At 41.2% G+C, this 17,684-nt stretch carries 19 protein-coding genes; all 19 read left to right on the plus strand.

Annotation, left to right across the window (positions count from 1 at the left end; all coding sequences use genetic code 11):
• The first annotated feature begins 53 nt into the window (after positions 1 to 53).
• The 19 genes from NSB03_RS08930 to NSB03_RS09020 all read left to right on the plus strand — a co-directional run bounded on the left by NSB03_RS08930 (position 54) and on the right by NSB03_RS09020 (position 17,510).
• Complete coding sequence (locus tag NSB03_RS08930; RefSeq protein ID WP_257466340.1) at positions 54 to 4,184, plus strand: Imm5 family immunity protein; 4,131 nt, start codon at positions 54 to 56, stop codon at positions 4,182 to 4,184.
• Between the two features lie 6 nt (positions 4,185 to 4,190).
• Complete coding sequence (locus NSB03_RS08935) at positions 4,191 to 4,466, plus strand: hypothetical protein (protein ID WP_230319812.1); 276 nt, start codon at positions 4,191 to 4,193, stop codon at positions 4,464 to 4,466.
• Between the two features lie 35 nt (positions 4,467 to 4,501).
• Positions 4,502 to 5,191: a hypothetical protein gene (locus tag NSB03_RS08940; protein ID WP_036617838.1), complete on the plus strand. Its 690-nt coding sequence runs from the start codon at positions 4,502 to 4,504 to the stop codon at positions 5,189 to 5,191.
• A 12-nt stretch (positions 5,192 to 5,203) separates the two neighbouring features.
• A complete protein-coding gene (locus NSB03_RS08945) occupies positions 5,204 to 5,689 on the plus strand; it encodes a hypothetical protein (protein ID WP_024986792.1) in 486 nt (161 codons plus the stop codon).
• The gene (locus NSB03_RS08950; RefSeq protein ID WP_024986793.1) at positions 5,679 to 7,256 is read left to right on the plus strand and encodes an ankyrin repeat domain-containing protein; all 1,578 of its coding nucleotides are present in this window, start codon (positions 5,679 to 5,681) and stop codon (positions 7,254 to 7,256) included. The genes NSB03_RS08945 and NSB03_RS08950 overlap by 11 nt, the downstream gene beginning before the upstream one ends.
• A 7-nt stretch (positions 7,257 to 7,263) precedes the next feature.
• The gene (locus tag NSB03_RS08955; protein ID WP_024986794.1) at positions 7,264 to 8,238 is read left to right on the plus strand and encodes an ankyrin repeat domain-containing protein; all 975 of its coding nucleotides are present in this window, start codon (positions 7,264 to 7,266) and stop codon (positions 8,236 to 8,238) included.
• A 38-nt stretch (positions 8,239 to 8,276) separates the two neighbouring features.
• The gene (locus tag NSB03_RS08960; protein WP_257466341.1) at positions 8,277 to 9,317 is read left to right on the plus strand and encodes a DUF1266 domain-containing protein; all 1,041 of its coding nucleotides are present in this window, start codon (positions 8,277 to 8,279) and stop codon (positions 9,315 to 9,317) included.
• Between the two features lie 26 nt (positions 9,318 to 9,343).
• The gene (locus NSB03_RS08965; RefSeq protein WP_128824276.1) at positions 9,344 to 9,931 is read left to right on the plus strand and encodes a hypothetical protein; all 588 of its coding nucleotides are present in this window, start codon (positions 9,344 to 9,346) and stop codon (positions 9,929 to 9,931) included.
• Between the two features lie 105 nt (positions 9,932 to 10,036).
• Positions 10,037 to 10,654 (plus strand): ankyrin repeat domain-containing protein, encoded by a 618-nt coding sequence (locus tag NSB03_RS08970; RefSeq protein ID WP_024986796.1) that lies wholly within the window; start codon positions 10,037 to 10,039, stop codon positions 10,652 to 10,654.
• Positions 10,655 to 10,672: 18 nt separating this feature from the next.
• Positions 10,673 to 11,146: a hypothetical protein gene (locus NSB03_RS08975; RefSeq protein WP_257466342.1), complete on the plus strand. Its 474-nt coding sequence runs from the start codon at positions 10,673 to 10,675 to the stop codon at positions 11,144 to 11,146.
• A 314-nt stretch (positions 11,147 to 11,460) separates the two neighbouring features.
• Positions 11,461 to 12,216: a PoNe immunity protein domain-containing protein gene (locus tag NSB03_RS08980; RefSeq protein WP_024986797.1), complete on the plus strand. Its 756-nt coding sequence runs from the start codon at positions 11,461 to 11,463 to the stop codon at positions 12,214 to 12,216.
• A 32-nt stretch (positions 12,217 to 12,248) separates the two neighbouring features.
• Positions 12,249 to 12,896, plus strand: a complete 648-nt coding sequence (locus tag NSB03_RS08985) for a hypothetical protein (RefSeq protein WP_128824277.1) — start codon at positions 12,249 to 12,251, stop codon at positions 12,894 to 12,896.
• A gap of 72 nt (positions 12,897 to 12,968) precedes the next feature.
• Positions 12,969 to 13,421 carry a hypothetical protein gene (locus NSB03_RS08990; RefSeq protein WP_024986799.1) on the plus strand — a complete coding sequence of 151 codons (453 nt, stop codon included), beginning with the start codon at positions 12,969 to 12,971 and terminating at the stop codon, positions 13,419 to 13,421.
• Positions 13,422 to 13,489: 68 nt separating this feature from the next.
• Positions 13,490 to 14,287, plus strand: coding sequence for a hypothetical protein (locus NSB03_RS08995; protein WP_024986800.1), 798 nt, complete (start codon positions 13,490 to 13,492; stop codon positions 14,285 to 14,287).
• A 29-nt stretch (positions 14,288 to 14,316) separates the two neighbouring features.
• Positions 14,317 to 14,784, plus strand: coding sequence for a hypothetical protein (locus tag NSB03_RS09000; protein ID WP_024986801.1), 468 nt, complete (start codon positions 14,317 to 14,319; stop codon positions 14,782 to 14,784).
• Positions 14,785 to 14,820: 36 nt separating this feature from the next.
• On the plus strand, positions 14,821 to 15,546 hold the full coding sequence (locus NSB03_RS09005) for a hypothetical protein (protein WP_024986802.1): 726 nt from the start codon (positions 14,821 to 14,823) through the stop codon (positions 15,544 to 15,546).
• Between the two features lie 75 nt (positions 15,547 to 15,621).
• Positions 15,622 to 16,206: a hypothetical protein gene (locus NSB03_RS09010; protein ID WP_051635715.1), complete on the plus strand. Its 585-nt coding sequence runs from the start codon at positions 15,622 to 15,624 to the stop codon at positions 16,204 to 16,206.
• A gap of 95 nt (positions 16,207 to 16,301) precedes the next feature.
• Entirely contained in the window at positions 16,302 to 16,748 is a 447-nt protein-coding gene (locus NSB03_RS09015; protein ID WP_036617859.1) for a hypothetical protein, read from the plus strand.
• A 24-nt stretch (positions 16,749 to 16,772) separates the two neighbouring features.
• On the plus strand, positions 16,773 to 17,510 hold the full coding sequence (locus NSB03_RS09020; protein WP_036617867.1) for a hypothetical protein: 738 nt from the start codon (positions 16,773 to 16,775) through the stop codon (positions 17,508 to 17,510).
• The last annotated feature ends 174 nt before the right edge of the window (positions 17,511 to 17,684 follow it).

The following is a 17,684-nucleotide window of genomic DNA, read 5'->3' on the forward strand; positions in this document are numbered from 1 at the left end:
CTAAGCGATGTTCCTTTCCCAATCATTACCAACCCCATTCAATAAACAGAGAAATGATGAAAGAAAGTATAAAAAGGCTGAAAGAGAAGCTCGATCAAAGTAGTACAGGGCATTTACCTCTATCCCTGCGGGTCGATCTGATGAAACAGATCGGCGATATACTCTCTGTGCAAAAAATCCTGTGCGAGTGCTGTAAGAAAGCCTGTTCTTTCATCGGACGGCAGAATAAGGACAATGTGCAGTTGCTTTCCCGGATAAACGATTATCTGTACCGAAAGAAGGAGTCTGTTGAAGATATCCTGAAAGAAACGGAAAAGCTGAGGCTTCATGTGGAGAATAATCCTACAGAGACAGATACGTTTGTGAACTGGGCCATCGTGATGCTCGGATATGCCGTATATTATAACACGGTTTACATGCTGGAAATAGAAGATTATCGTGGGGAAGATGATGGTGACTTCGATCCTGAAAGCTGGAGTCCTGATTTCATCGGGTCGGCAGCCTATTCCGGTGGAAGTCCTTTTGCCCAAGGGGATGAAGGTGACACGGAAAAGCGCAGGGAGTACTGGAACTGGTATCTGGATATGGTTCTTTCCATATACGAAAATCCGATGAAGGAAGTCATTCCTTTTCATACAGGTAGTAATAAAATGATATATATACCTGTACCTCCCGAATGCGACAATGTATTGTCCGACAAGATAAAGAGACTAAATTCTGCCCTTGCTTCATACATTCATGCCCCCACGGACAAGAAAGAAACAGATCGGATGAAAATTTATACGGAGGACAGCGAGCTTGTCCGTATCGTGGCAGATGTCATTCAGGAGTATTCCTGCATACCTTCCACTCCATCGGAAAAGGAGAATTACCGCATAACCGGAATTTACAATTATGACATTGTAAAATTCTGGTATTGTGTAGCCTTGCTCACCCAGTCCTCGGATGCTTGTGCTATTGCCTGCCTGTCGGAACTTGCCCATACCCTCATGGAACAGGGACCGGGAGATCTCCATGTACTGTACCGTATTCTGTTGCTTCTGCCAGAGCAGGAACATCTGCACAGACTGAACCAAGAGCTTGCCAACTACTATCAGAAAATAATTCCGGGTCTTGAGTCGACAAAGTGGCTGGCAAAGGCAGGCATCCCATACCCTGACATTTTTGAATGGTCTATCTCATTCTATTTCACTTCCAATGGAGAAATGTTCTTCATGCCAGAGCATGAAGCGGAAAGGAAGGCATGGTTCATCCTGAGTGTCGAGCTGTTCGGGCCGCAAACAGTCTATGGCGACTATACACGGTTCACGAGCTTTCGGATTCATGTGAGTAACAGGGACAATACTATTCATGGACAATGGAATGAAAAAGACGGCTATCTCCTGCACGATAGAGAATGGCTGATGATGGATGAACACTATACGCCGGAACAACTTGTTATCCTGATGCACAGGCTGTCAGGTTTCGATATACGGTTTTCAAAAGTCCCGACCCGAATATATGCTTCGAAGGGGATTTCAAGGAACGCAATACAAGAGTGGATAAGGAATGAGATGGTGGCATACGAGCACGACCAAATGGAAGAGATATGTAACCAAGCTCTCGGCATACTCAAAAACGAAGGAGATATAGGTGATACACTGAATGAGATAAGGGAGAAATGGTGTGAAGGAATACCCATACTGAAAGACAAGCGTTTCGATGAAGTTGCGACACAGTATTCCTGTTTTTCTCACGAGATGGGTATCGCAGCCTTGGGACAGGAACTGACCGCATACGGGTATGCGCTCTATGATCTGGACGGGGATGAGATTTACTTGCTGGCATTGCTCCCACAGGCGGAAATGTCGGCCTTTGAGGAGAAATGCTGCAAATACGGGCAGTATTGCAGCCAACTCAAACAATCCCGTTATGATTTCGGAATGAAGGCAAGAACTATAAAGCTGCGCAAGCAGATGCCTCGTGAAAGAATGGAGTGGCCGGATGATGGAATTACCTATATCACAAGAGGTTTTGCAGGTTATTTCGCTTATGGGGAATGGAGACCGGATAACGTGGATGAGTGGCAGGGAACATTCGTTGTGGATTTGCGTATGACACCCCTTCAGCCGGTAAAATTGAAAATGAAGAGAATTCACAGTTTCATATATTCAGAGGAACTGGACTTCTATGCCGCATTATACTCAACCTCTTGGGGAGAAATGCCTATTGGCGGAAAGAATCCGTTGGAAACGGAGAAATGGCCACGCATGTGTGATTTGTCCGTTGAAGGAAGGTATGAATTCCGATGGTGCGGGCGTTATCTCTGTTTAGGCGATGTCCATAGCGCCATTGTCCATACAATGACGGAACGGGGAGTCAGGTATGTAAGCAGGATTATGCTGCCGGAAGGCATGAAGTATGCCCCAAGTTTCGGTACAGACGGGAAGGGAACGCTGTATATCATCATGGGGGAATACAGCCGGTCAAGAATCATCCGATATGACGACAAGGGAAACTATACTATGATGCCATTCTCCATGTCCGACTACGATACATTCCGTGACGGCAGCATCCCTGTGCCGAATACGACACATATTCTACTACTGAGGCAATACACGGCAAGAGGTAACAGCGGGATATGGCTTGAATCGGGATTGCTCGATCTGGACATGGCGACACAGAGATGCCGGATCGCCCCTCTCCATACGGGAGACGGTTCGTTCAACCTGCGTGAATTTCATAAAGAGTGGGTGCTGGTGGAAAGCGATTTGAACGGCAACCGTACCGACTATGCCAGTCTCTGGAACCGAAAGACGAACGAAGTCATGCGCCTCCGTCCCGGAGTATTGGGGGATGAATTATTTAAGTCCCTTCATGCGTTGCCTGACGGTACTATCATCGTAAATACCCTTGACGATGTGGATGACGTGCTATGTAGAGCGGAAGATTTCTGGAATTTCCTATGCACGACAAGCCGTCCGAGAAAAATGGGATATTGGCTCAACTATCCGAATCCTTATCCCGATACAGACTATGAGTTGCCTCCCTTGTCGGAGGATACCAGCCTGATGCTCGCACCTCCGTTTATCGAGTCTTCGTCCGTCCATTCACCTGCCAAAAAAACACGTCCGGCGGGAAATAACAAGGACGGAGCGACAGAAATCACTGACACACGGGGTTCGGAAGGTATAGAGATTACAGAAGGCTTATTGAAGATCAACGGGCGACAGGTTTCCCTGCCTTTATCCTATACAGCTATGGTACACATTTTCGGCAAAGAGAGAATCATATTCACGCATCGGACGATGCAGGATGACAAAGGCAAGACTGTGCAGTATGACAAACGGGGGTTCCTCGTCTGGGACAATGCCGGGGTGTCTGCCGTCCGGAACGAAGAGAACGCCTATAACATTTCTGCCATCTATCTATGGGTGACGGAAAACAAGGAATCTGTTAGAAACCTTCCTGCCCCGACCGGTGTGTTCTGCGGCGAAATTGTAGTGGAGGGTATCAGGTGGAACCGAAAATCCGGCATGGCAATCCGTAGCGGAGAACTGGAAATAATGACGTCCGCATCGGAAGGGTATATGGAAATCACATTTGCCAATAGCCGAGACCGAAAGTACACTTGGCAACATTATCGGGATGCGATGGTTGAAAATATGCAGGCGGCGTTCATGGAAAGGAATCGGCTTGTGAACAAATTCTTTGGCCAACAGCCAGAGGAAGCCTTTACGTCAGCTGAAACCTGCGAAATTTTCCTTTCTCACGTAGTCCGTGCTCTTGAAGCCGGGTATTCTATGGGCAGGAGCGTGCGTTATCTAAAAACGAGCCTGCTCCTACCTCTGACAGAGGCGGCGATAAAATGTAGTGAGTACGGCTCTGTCAAGGCATCAGACATGCTTTCCGTGTATTCGGGCTGTGTGCTTCTCGGTTATGAAAAGTTGAATATGAAGCGGTTTTGCGAAACAATGGCTAAGAAGGGCATTCGCGATTTCGTGTTTGACACATTGATCCGCAGCTGCGTTCCTGATTGGGAAGTCACGGAATATACCGTATTCCCGAAAATTAAGAAATGGATCTCCTCACAAGTGGAAAGTGGAAGCATAACGGAAGCGAAAGCTGCATTAAAAAATATTTCTTGTATTTCAGAGAATATCCTGATAACAGATGCGCTGATTACATCAACTTTAAAAATATAAAACAGTATGGAACCAACAAAAACAACCGAAAAATTCACGAGTGTGCATAAAACTTTCAGTTACACTCCTCAAAGTGCACTGACAAACCAATGGTCAAACTTGGCATTTGGGATAGGTATGGTCGTCGTACCTTTGATTTATCCTTTTGGGTTACGTATCAGGCGGGCAGTCATCCTCTCTCCAGAAGTCTTTTCCACGATTTTGATTATTGGCGGTGTATTACTGCTTATAATGACATTCTTTGACATTCCGAAGAATTTCGATCTTTATTCAGCTAATTAATTCCTTATTTATTAATAAAAACAATTTGAAAAATTATGAATGCAAAATTATTGAAGAACCTGTTTATGACATTGGTCATAGCAATTTTTATCTCTTCCTGTTCATCTGCAAATGATTGTACAATGGCTTCCGATGAAGGTGTAGCTAAAGTAAAGGAACTTGTAAAAAAACATGTGGATATAAACGAATGTAAAATTTACCGCATAGAATGGAAAGAAGATAGGCAAGAACGCAAATTGGAAAACGTATTGAGCCAAATCAGCGTAGATTACATCGACAAGAAGGACAATGACTATAATTTGACCATTAATTATACGGATGGTGAATTTGTACCCGAAGAACCGAGAAAAGGAAAATTCGCATCAAATTCTTATAAATATACTACAGCCATTGAGATTGACGGAATGAATGCCGAGGAAATACGGCACAATATTGCCAGTGGCGGTGAATTGGTAATCCTTCAGGAAGAAGGCGAACAATATGAGTTCAAATCGGTAGAAAAATATATGCTGTATATGCGTCCCGTCCCCAAAGATTACGAAGATCACTGGAAGAAATGGGGTGATGACAAAAAAAAGGAGTATCGGCAATTGCGCCAGATGTTCGAACTCAATTTTATCAAAAAGGACGAACAAAAGGAGGTCAGGGGAAGACACGTTTGGACGAACTATTACACCGTGCCGTTTGAAACTAATGAAGCCGGTGAAGTTGAGATAGAACAATAATCCTGCTTGCCCATGACACTGTTTGTCAATACACCAAAGATAACCGACAGCGAAGCGGAAGAGCTGTTCTCTGCCGGAATGTCACTTCTGTCCTGCAAGGCTTTCCCAGCCGCTTATTTGTGTTTCAACCGCATTCCGAACAAGGATTTCAGGCTGTTGTACAACAAGGCACTATGTTGCTTCATGGTAAAATGGCATGATGAATGTTACAGGTTGCTTTGTGAGGCGGAACGGCTTATGTCCGGTGGGGATGTTATCCGCATGGCAGAGTTACCCGAAGCATTCCTTCATTATGATTATGATGAAGGGCATCCTTTTTATCCCATGCCGCAAGGTATTCCGGTATCTTTGGCATACAGGCAACTGCTGCGTTTAAAAGCAGAAACCGCATTCAAATTGCATTTGTATAGTGAAGTCAAGGCTATTTCCGGGCGTCTGGGGGGCAAGTACCGGCATATTGAAGAACTAATCTTAAAAATTGTGAACAATGACTTGTAAAGAGATATATAATCTGCACGCATTCAGAGCTAAGGAGTCCGATTTACACGATGCGTATTGGGATGTTCCGCTTGATAGCCGGGACGAAACCCACAAAAACAATACTTCTCTGCATACAGCCTGCTATTTTGCAGACATAACCGCAGTAGGCATACTGCTGGACAGAGGTATGGATGTCAATGTAAAAAATGATGACGGCGACACACCATTGTGCGTTCTGGCAAGACGCAACCCTTGTCTGAACGATGCCGTCTTTGCCGATATTGCCGGACTGCTGCTTTCCAAGGGGGCAAGAGTGCCACGGTCAGGCAAGAATACAACCGCCTTGATAGAAGCGGTACGCAACCGCCACTTCCTGATGGCTGATATTCTCTTGGAATCGGGAAACCGTATCGATTCTACCGGTCCGGGCGGTGACAATGTGTTGCACGCCCTCTGTCTATCTGCCGGACTCATCGCGGACGACATCAGGCGTGCAGAAAGACGGATAGCAGACTTTTCTGAACGGTGGTACTCGGAAAAATCCAAACAGGAGACAGTTGATGAATTGGAAAACCTGCGGGAGGTGGACAAGCAGTGTTGTCACACGGCAAGACTGATTCTGGAAAACGGGCAGATAGACCCAGAGGAAAAGAACGACAGCGGAAAGATGCCTTTTGACATAGCCTCAGAAAACGGTGCCCGAAAAATCGGAGCATTGTTGTCGGGGCAAGATCCCGAGACGGACGAGCTTGCCGCTCTTGCCGGAGGGTTGGACATCTTTCAGGCATTGTGGTACAAGGACGAAGCGGCATGGGATGCCCTGCTACGTTCCGGTGTAGAGACTCAGACCGTTTGCGAGGATAAAAATCTATCCGACTTTCAGGGCAAATCCCCCTTGGGATGCGCTTTGTCATGGAATAACTACCCAGCAGCGGAAATGTTGCTCAGGGGCGGTGCTGATCCGAATTTCAAGGACTCGGAAGAGCGGACTGCTTTTGCCGTATGGATGAATGAAAAAAAATGCTGCACAGAAAATAAGGAGGAATGCTTGCATTTCCTCCAATGCCTGACAGAGTGCGGGTGGAATCCAGAGTCCCCAGCCGATAAAGAGGGTAACACGGCATTATCCGTTGCTTGCCGAAGAGCAGGGAGTGAATTAGGGAATTGGGCTGTCCGTTATCTCGTGAAGAACGGGGCTGATGTCAATGCCGCCAATATGCAAGGCCAGACTCCGGCAATGAACCTCTATGGAGGATGCTTCTGGAACGGGAATATTCCCCGTATCGCAGGTTTCCCACGATCATATCCATATGGTGGACGCAGCTGCACAGAAGAAGATGCGGAGATACTTGAAATCCTGCTTGAAGCCGGGGCAGATATAAACGCCAAGGACAAATGGGGTAATACCCTGTTGCATTATATCGCAGCCAGCTCGATAAGGGGGGCGAAAGAAGCTGCTGCCCTTGTGACAGACTTCGGTACTCCGGATGTGAACGCCGTGAACAACGAGGGAAAAATGGCTTTGGACATTGCAGCGGAAAAGAACAATGAAACTCTTGTAAAATTTTTATTGAAATATAGTTGATAATCGTATGGACAATAACATGACTTTTTTGAATGCGTGCCGCAACGGACAGAAAAGCATTGTACAGATATTCCTTAAAAAAGGAGGCATCAATGTAAATAAACGGGATGCGGAGGGTAATACTCCGTTGTATTATGCTTGCCTGAAAGGATTTAGGGACATTGTGACTATTCTACTGGACAACGATGCGGATGTTTCCATTGCCAATAACTCTTCGGAAATTCCTTTACATGCAACTGCCAGAAGTGGGAACAAGGAAATAATAGGAAAACTGATCCAATATGGAGCTGATTTGGATGCTACAGACAAGGAAGGACGTACTCCTTTAATTTGTCTCCTTGACAACAAGCGCACCGATGCAGCACTGTTTCTGATAGAACAAGGTGCAGACACGGAAATAACAGACAATACAGGTCATAAAGCTATAGATTACGCTACAGCCCACGGGTTACGTGAAGTGGTGACATGTCTGTCGGTGAAAGAGACAACCGACGGACATGGAAACACGCCACTGCATCAGGCGGTTTTCAACGGACAATCAGAAACAGTCCGTATGCTACTTCCCACTTCGGGCAATATGCTGAATGCGCCGAACGATGCAGGAGAAACGCCACTGATTATTGCTTGTATGAAAGGCAACCTTATCATAGCAGACTTACTGATCGATGCCGGTGCAGAAGTGAATAAAGCCCTTTTGAACGGGAATACTCCCTTGCATTTTGCTGTTTGGTCGGAAAACAAGTTTATTGGCCGGAAATTGATAGCGACCAATGCACAAGTGGATGCACAGAATGAAAATGGGGAAACACCCCTTATCCTTGCAGCCAGAGAAGGAAACAACGAGTTCGCCGCACTGCTTGTGGAACACGGGGCGAACGTGAACCTTGCGGATAATCTTCAACGGACGGCATTGTATTATGCCGGCGAGCGAGGTTATAACGAAATAGTGGAAATGCTTTTGACAGCAGGAGCAGAAGGATAATATATCACACATATTTACATAATTAAATAATTGACAGTATGACAAAAGAAAAATCAAATCCTCAAAGTCCTGAGGAAATGGCAAAGACGGCTCAGGAAGCCGCTGTAAAATCAGCAATGGAACAAGCTCAAGCCATGTTTGGAAACATTCCGGGATTTCAGATGCCCGGTGGTATGCAGGAACAAATTATGACCCAGATGGGAAGCGGAGTTCCTGATATGGCTGAAATTCAGGCACAGCAGGAGGCTATGTTTAAAGCTGCCGGTGTTGATCCGGCAGTGGTTGCACAGGCAGGTATGCAGAATATGGCATTTGCCCAGCAAATGATGCAGGAAGCAATGGACGGTACTCTTGGTAAAGGGTTGTCTTCATCCGATGCTATGGCGCAAATGATGGAAGCCTTCGGGGATGACGGGTGGACTATCAACAGATCCGAAACCGGGAAACTGGATGCAGAACAGCTACGTCTATTAGCGTTCGGTGCCCCCATGCTGGTTTACAATGATGAGAAGGTAGACTCGCTGGCCGATGATGAAGATGTTGAAACCATCAAATGCACACTTAAAGATTGGTGGAACGTCACAGACAGGGAGAGCACATTGGATATTGTCAAATGGTTACTGGAAGAGGGACATCACGCCGAAGCCGATGAGGCTCTGGCGGAAATCCATAAACGCAGGATTGAGAATATATCCCAAGAAGAACGATGTGACGAGGAAAGCAAGATGGGAGATGTATGCCTGATAATGGAGAGTATGCTTGAAAACGGCTGGTGTCCGAAAGGGCAAATGCCGGACAGTGTCATTGCATGGGATCTGGTGCGGGTCGTGAACCTCGGACGCTGGGCATATCTTTGCGGCTATGTGAATGAGGATGAGATGTGGCAGATCATGCAGGTAGCGGCAGACATCGCACTCGAACACTTTTCTTCATGGGAGGAATACGGCCGGAGTTTCATCATGGGACGTGGTGTATGGCATGGTGAGCCTGTTGACAGTGAAACGGCATACGAGATCGTAGAACTCTTGCTGGAGAGTGAAGAATCACCGTGGAAGCAGTCAAGTTTTAGAGCAAAATAAAGAACAAACTTAAAAACGAAACAAATATGAAACCAGAAAATGAAGAAAAGATGGATCAGGAAAAACATTTTCCCAGTCATTTCGGAGAGGTCTATGATGCCATGCCGGAGAAATTCGAAAAGCGTAAGAACAAGTTCAAACCAATTATTTATTGGGTACTGACAGCTGTATGTGTATTGCTTGTCATTTTTCCCGAATGGTTGCCATTTATCCCCTCGTGGCTGATACGGGTAGTTGGTGTTGTCGGAGCTATCTATTTGGGTTTAACCGCATTGGTCGCAGACCTTAGTATCTATAACCGTGAAAGCGGTGGTGAAGTGAAGCGTTACAAGACCAAAAAGTTCATCAGTAGCATGACTGACAAAGAGGATATTGTCGACGCTTTTAACCGCCATGATTTTGAGTACCTGTGCGATCTGCCCAGCGGTAATGATCAGCCTGTGCAGCTGCAAGTGGAAAAGGATGAAACAGGACATGAATTCTATTGTATCTTGGTTACTTACACTCCGGGATATAAGATTGTCGGACTTGCGGATCCCATTATCCTCACCGGGGATGAATATGAAAAGAACAAAGTATTTATCCAACATATGTGCGATCATGATGCTGACTGACAACCGGCATCGTTTCTCGTAAAAATCCCCTAATCGGAAGGAAAGCCACATGCGATCTCCTGTTATCGGTTTATGCGGCTTTCCTTGTTTTCCCAAATGAAAATTATGCAGCTGGTTAATTGGATATTGCTTTTTCTTGCAACGTTGTTTGGTTATTTGGATAGCATGAAAGCAACCTCGTTGTCACAAGATACCATACGGGATGAGGCTTACCAGCTTTATCCGCTGGGGATTGCTTGCCGTAATAATGATCTGGAAACCATAAAACGATTACTTGCAGGAAAAGATGAACCTATGGCAATGGGTAACGATTGTTATGAGTTTGATATACTCTATACGGCAATCTATTTTAACAAAAAAGATGTGCTAAAATACGCCCTTACCCGATACAAGGATATTAACGATAGAGTATATAGTGATGAATACGGACTTACGCTTCTGACATGCGCTTGCAAATTGTCTAACGTAAAGTTAGCCCGTATCTTGCTGGAGCATGGCATTCATGTAAATGGTTATCAAAGTCCATATGACACTTACAAAGTATATCCGATTATGGAAGCCATTGCCAATAATAACATTGAACTGGTACGGTTGCTCTTAGAGTATCATGCAGATCTTAATGTAAAGGATAGTAACGGCATCACCCCTCTTGCTTTGGCAAAGGAAACAGGTGCAAAGGAGATTGAAAATTTACTTTTACAAGGGATGAAACAACAAAAGTAATGCTAACAACGCAGGATAATGGATAAGCTGTTTTCTGCTGACCCATTAGTAACAATAGTGCGAAACATGAGAATTATAAAAATAATATTGTATTACTTACTATTGGCAAGTAGCCTTTATGCAGGTACAGGTATTATAAGCCCCTTATACGGAACAGGGTGGCATTTTTCGCTTGCATCTATGTATTGGGCTGTCTTTTCAGTGTTGTTCGTAGGAAGCGACTTGTGGCTACATCATAAAATATCACGCCTTATCGCTTTGTCTATATTGGCACTTACCTACCTAATGAGTTTTGAATATTATTTGTTTTGTGATGAATACAGATTTGTGGTTCATCAAGGTTCAAACGAAAAGATTTTTTTAGTAGACATAGGCAAATTTCATGAGTATTGGTTTTATCAAGGTTTGTTGGTTGCCTATCTGCTCTTAGCAATTGTTTTTTCGCATCTATTGACAGAAAAAAAGTTATTGATGAAGCAGGATAACGGATGAGCTAACCCATTAGTGATAATAGCATAATTCTAAATTCAAAATATAGATATATGATTGTATGTGCGATGACTATTATACTTTTAGCGATTTTGCTGTCGCTATTCTTGTTGAGAAAGAAAAAATGCAGCACCGAAAAGAAAATAACACTGATAGTATGCTTTTCGGTAGGTATGTATATTTTGTTCAGTATGATTATGTTATCATATTTCTTCTTAGGTGATTTCTCCGCAGAAGAATTATGGTAAAAATCACTAATGAAGTGGGGTAATGGGCAAACCGTTCCCTGCGAAACTATCAAAAACAGTGTACTATACATGGAAACAAGAGATAAACTTTTTACAGAAGAACAGTATAGGAAACAACTTGCTGGATATTCCAAAAGGTGTAAACAGTTAGAAAGTAGTATTATGGAAATTATCAATGCAGAGAAAGAACATATTCAATTATACTCTGCTCCAAATTCTAATGTTGCTTACAATAAAACAGTTACGCTTTTTGGATGTAAATTGAATTCATTTCTAACCAAGTATTCAGTTGGGGAAGATATGGAAGTATTAAAATATGATTACAATGATTTATTAGAAACGCTAACAAATCATTGGACGATTACCGGTATGTATGTACAGATGTTATGGATGTTGTCTATTGGAATAATGTTAGATACAGATGAGCAAAATATAAGGATATTATCAAGTATGGTTGACAATGAAAATGTTAATGATGCCTTGTATGATTTTTTAATAAAATACAGATTAACCGATTGGGAAAGATGCTCCAACACAGTATTGTTTCCAGTTCCTTATCAAAATGCATTGTCTATAATTTCCAGCAACAATCAAAGTAAGGAATTGTCTATTCAGAAATTAGAGAAGTATCTTAAAAAGGAATGGTATCAAGGTCATTCTGATTGTGCTTGGCATGACGACCATAAATATGGTATCAGGCATGACGGCTATTGGAGTTTTGAAAGCGGTGCATTGGTTAAGATCTTGGGACTGGATGATAGTAGCCTTAAAGGACTACCATACTATCCATATGATATGGTACACTGGAATGAGAACAAAATATGATGTTAACTAACCATTATTGATAATTGCATATTATGTTACAAGTACTTAGATATACAGCATTTTATATTGCCCTGTTCTTGCTTCTATCAAGTTGCACTACAATCAATGGAATAAAAAAGGTATCGTGCCATTTGACAGATACAATAAGCCAACGTGATTTACATCTTACCGCAGCTTATAATGTCGCAGTTGGAAATAGAGATACTATTTGTTGTTCTGATAGGTCTTTTGAAGAAATGATGCAATTCGAGGACGGAATGGGTGTAAAATATCTGCGTACAGTTACAGATAAGGAACATCACATTAAATCTGTATATGCCTACGATGATGACAGGAATTTATTGTATTGTAACTTTGAATTTATGTCTGATAGTGATTATAACAGTGTACCAATCGGCAGAGAGTACAAATTTAATTCACAAGGAAATATAACCGAAATCATAAATCACGAAGAAGGATATTCAATTTGTTGTGAACAAGCAATGTATATCGGTGACAGATATAGTAAGCGAAAGGCAAGTAAGGAATATTCAAAACGGATTTTGGACAGAGGTAAATGGCAAGGCAAGAAAGTTTGGGAATATCACTATACAGACAAAAAGAAGCAAGATAAAATGCTTGTCATTGACGGGAATAGTGGAAAAATACTCAAAAAGAAAGATGTTTTTGTAACATATTAATATATCAATAACAAGCCAAGTTAGCTACTGAACGCAGCTCCTTGTCAAACCATTATAAACGACCGAGAACATATGAGAATAAAAGAATACTTGACAGACGAACTATTGATGATCGCCAATAATGTAACAGGTGAATACTCGGACAAACAGATCAGACAAGCAAAGCTGGAACTGTATAACCGTGGTGTTAACGATGAGGTCATAGCTGATATCATGGAAGAAAAAGAGGAAGCCTTTATGAAAAGGCTGGATGCTGCTGCACGTGCAGAAGAAGCACAAATCAATAAGCGTAATGAGAAGAACAGAAACATCAGCTATCAATGGTGGGAAATGCTAATTATGTTCGCATTTGCACCATTCTACTTATTGAACCGGTATTATTTTCCAAGCGAATTTTTCTCGAAATTGAAACAGTTGAAAAAAGAAAAGTATGACTTGAAATTCAAGCAACGAATCGCATGTTTGCTCACAGGAGATATAACTTGGTTTATCTATTGGCTTTATTCCTATACATTAGAAAAATAAGTTTATAACAAGGAAAGATAACCCCTAAAAGGTGTTCCTTTCCGAATCATTACCAATAAAAGTGTATAATGAAGCGATTTTTTTATATTATATTGTCAATGTTATTCCCGTTTCTAATGATAAAGGGGCAAACTGGGAAGGATTCCATCCTGTTCTGCGGAAATATTGTATATGATGGGGATGCCTGTGAAGCTACTTTCATGTATGAACTATACATAAAACATAATCCTAAACAACGGGTTCCAATCGTATTTGATTCGGAATTTTCCATTAAATGTGCACTTGGTGATACGTTGGTATTAAAACATATTGAAACAGGCTATCCTTACTTTTATCAAATGGTGGAATTTATAGCGAATGATACACTGCCACAAAACATTCATATTTGGAGATACCCAGAGTCTTGTAATGATTGGTATTATCATCAGAAATATAAAACAGCAAACTTGTCTATTAAAGACACAATCAGAAAGTCCGAAATGGTAGGTACATATAAATGTAAGTGGAAGAAAAAAGACATCGATTATTCGGTAACGTCTGCTGCAACTATGAAAATAAATGCTGATGGGACATTTGAACTGATTGATGAATGGGTTAGCTGGGATATTTTTGGAACGACTTACCATGCTGGGAATTGGGAGATTAAACAAGATACATTAATTTGTAAAGTTGTTCCTGAACTAATGCCTTCAACCATACAAGAACGTTATCCGGGGCAAGTATTACATTTTGTCTGGGCTAATTTTGAAGATGATAAGCAATGTATTATGGAAGAAGGAAAAGTTTATAAGTTCCTTGTACGTAAAAAAGGTTTGATTCAGACAGATATACAAGATTATATATATAAAAAAGTAAAAAATTGGTAACAAGGAGAATAAACAATAGTACGATGAAGATGAATAAAACAGTTTGGTCTATCCTATCATTGACAACTTTCAGTGTTTTGCTGATAGCCATAACATTATTTTGTGGTGACTTAGGCTTTGGTCGTCTGTTCGGAATATATGGCATTATGGAATATTGTCTTTTAAGTATGCTTATACTTATAGATATACTGGTAATTTACAAGGTCTATAAACTATATGCAATGCAGCCTAAAGCCATAATGTTATTGTTGGGTTTGGAATGTTGCTCTATCCTTTTATGGTTTGCCTTTATCTATATAGATCAAAGTCTATTAGACTGGCAAATTACAAACTTCATATTGCAAGCTGTCAGTTTAGATGGTTTCACAGGGGATGAACGGGGATTGAATATACTTGCAGTCTTATGCGGCGTAATCTATCCTCTTATCGGGATTGGGTGTTTATGTACCGGACGGGGATTTATAAATAAGTTAGTAACAACGAAAGATAGCATCTAATGATGTTTTTTCTAACCATTAATAATAATTGAGTGCATGAAAAAGATTATTTTCCACATATTAGCATTTCTGTTTTGTTTGTCTATACAAGCACAACAGCGTTTCTTCGGTGTCATTCAGGATGCGGACGGATATGTAAATGTACGTAGCACAAGTGGAGCAGTAATAGGCAAATTATTGGATAATCATGTGTTTGTTGATTGGAATGCACAAAAGAGTCATAAAGAATGGCATAGCGTAGAATATGGGGCAGAAACGGGTATAACCAAGACTTGCCCGAATGGAAATACCTATACAGGAGAAATCCATAAAAGCCGCATCCGTTATTTGACAGATTTGCCACAGTTGAAGAAACAGCCACAAAGTACGGATAAATGCCTTGTATATGCCAACGATACATTAACTGTAAAGATAAACTTCCAAGACTTTAATCCACGAAAACATGCCATTGTTTATGATTTGGAAGCAGGTTTTGTTCGGAGTATTGACGGTTGTTCTGACTTGATAGGCATAGATGGTAATATTCCGCATAAAGAATATGCTTCTATCATTATCAAGCATCCTACCGGAATATTGGAATTCCCAACAGCATATATAACACATCTATACGAACCGAACCAAAACAATGTTGTCGTGGCATTGGGAAAAGGGAACTCACTGTTCATCAGCATACAGAACAGTGACGGTGCAGGTGGATATTATGCCGTATGGACAGTAGAAAATTATCTTGTTAAAAGTCTGTTTGTGCTACATGGCTTTTGACTAAAATATAGCTAACAACGCAGGATAACGGCAAGCCGTTCCCTGCTAACCATTATAAACAGTATTGATTGAAATATGACGAGATCTAAATTCTTTTATATCATTCTTGGTATTCATGTATTATGTGGAATATTAGGATTGATAATATTAAGTTTTATAGATATATATGACCGAATACGCTGGAGTATTGGTGATATGCTACGTTTATTGTTTTTTCTTACTCCTTTCGTGCTGATTTTCTGTGTTCCTAAGAAAATGCCTACATGGAGCAAAGTCTGTATGCGTATTTATTTTGGAGTATATATATTACCATTCGTTATATTTCCTCCATTATGGTGGATGATGTTCAATTTCGACCATGTTATTGCTGAAAATGAGCAGTATATTATTCGTTTCTATAAAGGTGGATTGCGTGATTATTATGAGCAGAAAAGTATATATAAAAAAAGTGGAATTTTAGAGAAATATATAGGGTGTTTCGACTGTTACGGCTCTGGTATATACTATGAGCTGAACCAGTTGGAATATGATATTGAAAAATTTAAGATTGATAAAATGACATTTACCGGAAAAGTGATTTTGAAACGAAATAAAGATGAGCAAATTGTAACTAAAGATACACTTATTGTTTGTCCAATAGTTAAAGATGCACCCTTTTAATTGAGTTTATAACGAGGTCGAGTCAACTATTATCAATAATTAAAAGAGAATACAATGACAAAAGATATAGAAAGTGTTTTTTAATAGATAATGACATGAGTGAAGGTATAAAAAAGAGCAGCTATCATTTTGAGTTCGTCAATCCCCGACAGATAAAGAAGTATAAGTTTTACTTTTTCGACTATTTCTATTATATGGGGGAAATCTATCATGAAAACAAATGGGGTGAAAGTAGTTGGCGTATATCAGGTTTTGGTGTACTGATTTGGTATTGGGGATTAATCCTATATCCTTTTCTCACGATTCTGTTCGAATATATAGAGAACAGCGAGGCGAAACGTGCAATCATATATGGCTGGGGAATGTTCCCGATCGTTTTCTGTCTTTTGCGATACCGCAAAGCGAGATGCGATGCCCTGATGAAACACTATGGCGGGAAGAAGCATATCGGTATCATAAAGCTCCTATTTACGCCTTTGGCTTTGTTTGTTTTGGAACAGTGGCTGTTTGGAAAATTGGGATGGACAGACAGTATATGGTAATAAATTATATTTCATTCGTAAAATATGAAACAGAGTATTAGTATCTTTCTATTCTTTTGGATTTGTGGAATAGCTTATTCACAAAATCCTAAGGTGAATATTTTGCGACAAGACCTTTCGGGCTTGTTTGACAATTTAAGCATGATTGGCATATTAGGAGAAGATTGTAGCCGCATTGACATTCATTTTACTAAAGTTCGGAAAATGGATAATAGAGAATATGAGATAAAGGGTGTCAGTCGTACCCGATTATCCATAATCTGTCCGTTTAAGGGAAAGGTTTGTATAGATAGTATTTCTTCTGATTTTCAACTGAAAAGTGAATGTACGAAAGTGGACGGTTTCATATACGGGCATTACTCCTTTACGGAATACGGAGATAAACGATATAGTGGTACATTCTCCGGGGCTTTCAAGCAAGGGTATCGGATGAACGGACAGCAGATAGAGAAAGGACGGAATGAAATAGCAGAACTGAAATGGAACTTGTCTGAATATCGAGGCAAATGGAAATCTGCAAATGGACTGACAAAAGTCTGTTCTTGGGTAGATGAGATTATACCCGATACTCCTGCAAACTTCTACCTGTTTAATGATGCAGGCGAATGGGTTGTATCACCGAAATATCGTAAGAATGGTTGGGAAAATCTATATAATGCCTATCACAATGAGACTCTGGCAACGGACGAGATACAAAAGGCTCGTGAAATAGAAGAACAGGAATGGTGGGTAAATAAAAGCCAATCGTGCAAAGTAAATTGAGTTTCTAACAAAGCGTGACATTAGCAGTAATAGAAGCATGAAAAAGATTATTGACTATTTGTTTTATAGATATTATTTAGTTTGCTTGAAAAATGAGGAATTCCCACGTTTTGGTGCAGCTTGTATATTATCGGAAGTTATTTCAATAACTTATATGTTCGCATCTTTCATATT

Origin of the sequence: Bacteroides acidifaciens (genome assembly GCF_024623065.1) — a bacterium.
GTDB classification, from domain to species: Bacteria; Bacteroidota; Bacteroidia; order Bacteroidales; family Bacteroidaceae; genus Bacteroides; species Bacteroides acidifaciens.

Bases quoted from the DNA above. Each gene is read 5' to 3' on its own strand.
- NSB03_RS09020 (WP_036617867.1), top strand. From the start codon at position 16,773: ATGAAACAGAGTATTAGTATCTTTCTATTCTTTTGGATTTGTGGAATA.
- NSB03_RS08985 (WP_128824277.1), top strand. From the start codon at position 12,249: ATGTTACAAGTACTTAGATATACAGCATTTTATATTGCCCTGTTCTTG.
- NSB03_RS08940 (WP_036617838.1), top strand. From the start codon at position 4,502: ATGAATGCAAAATTATTGAAGAACCTGTTTATGACATTGGTCATAGCA.
- NSB03_RS08960 (WP_257466341.1), top strand. From the start codon at position 8,277: ATGACAAAAGAAAAATCAAATCCTCAAAGTCCTGAGGAAATGGCAAAG.
- NSB03_RS08990 (WP_024986799.1), top strand. From the start codon at position 12,969: ATGAGAATAAAAGAATACTTGACAGACGAACTATTGATGATCGCCAAT.
- NSB03_RS08935 (WP_230319812.1), top strand. From the start codon at position 4,191: ATGGAACCAACAAAAACAACCGAAAAATTCACGAGTGTGCATAAAACT.
- NSB03_RS08975 (WP_257466342.1), top strand. From the start codon at position 10,673: ATGGATAAGCTGTTTTCTGCTGACCCATTAGTAACAATAGTGCGAAAC.
- NSB03_RS09000 (WP_024986801.1), top strand. From the start codon at position 14,317: ATGAATAAAACAGTTTGGTCTATCCTATCATTGACAACTTTCAGTGTT.
- NSB03_RS08950 (WP_024986793.1), top strand. From the start codon at position 5,679: ATGACTTGTAAAGAGATATATAATCTGCACGCATTCAGAGCTAAGGAG.
- NSB03_RS08980 (WP_024986797.1), top strand. From the start codon at position 11,461: ATGGAAACAAGAGATAAACTTTTTACAGAAGAACAGTATAGGAAACAA.
- NSB03_RS09005 (WP_024986802.1), top strand. From the start codon at position 14,821: ATGAAAAAGATTATTTTCCACATATTAGCATTTCTGTTTTGTTTGTCT.
- NSB03_RS08945 (WP_024986792.1), top strand. From the start codon at position 5,204: ATGACACTGTTTGTCAATACACCAAAGATAACCGACAGCGAAGCGGAA.
- NSB03_RS09010 (WP_051635715.1), top strand. From the start codon at position 15,622: ATGACGAGATCTAAATTCTTTTATATCATTCTTGGTATTCATGTATTA.
- NSB03_RS08930 (WP_257466340.1), top strand. From the start codon at position 54: ATGATGAAAGAAAGTATAAAAAGGCTGAAAGAGAAGCTCGATCAAAGT.
- NSB03_RS09015 (WP_036617859.1), top strand. From the start codon at position 16,302: ATGAGTGAAGGTATAAAAAAGAGCAGCTATCATTTTGAGTTCGTCAAT.
- NSB03_RS08995 (WP_024986800.1), top strand. From the start codon at position 13,490: ATGAAGCGATTTTTTTATATTATATTGTCAATGTTATTCCCGTTTCTA.
- NSB03_RS08955 (WP_024986794.1), top strand. From the start codon at position 7,264: ATGGACAATAACATGACTTTTTTGAATGCGTGCCGCAACGGACAGAAA.
- NSB03_RS08965 (WP_128824276.1), top strand. From the start codon at position 9,344: ATGAAACCAGAAAATGAAGAAAAGATGGATCAGGAAAAACATTTTCCC.
- NSB03_RS08970 (WP_024986796.1), top strand. From the start codon at position 10,037: ATGCAGCTGGTTAATTGGATATTGCTTTTTCTTGCAACGTTGTTTGGT.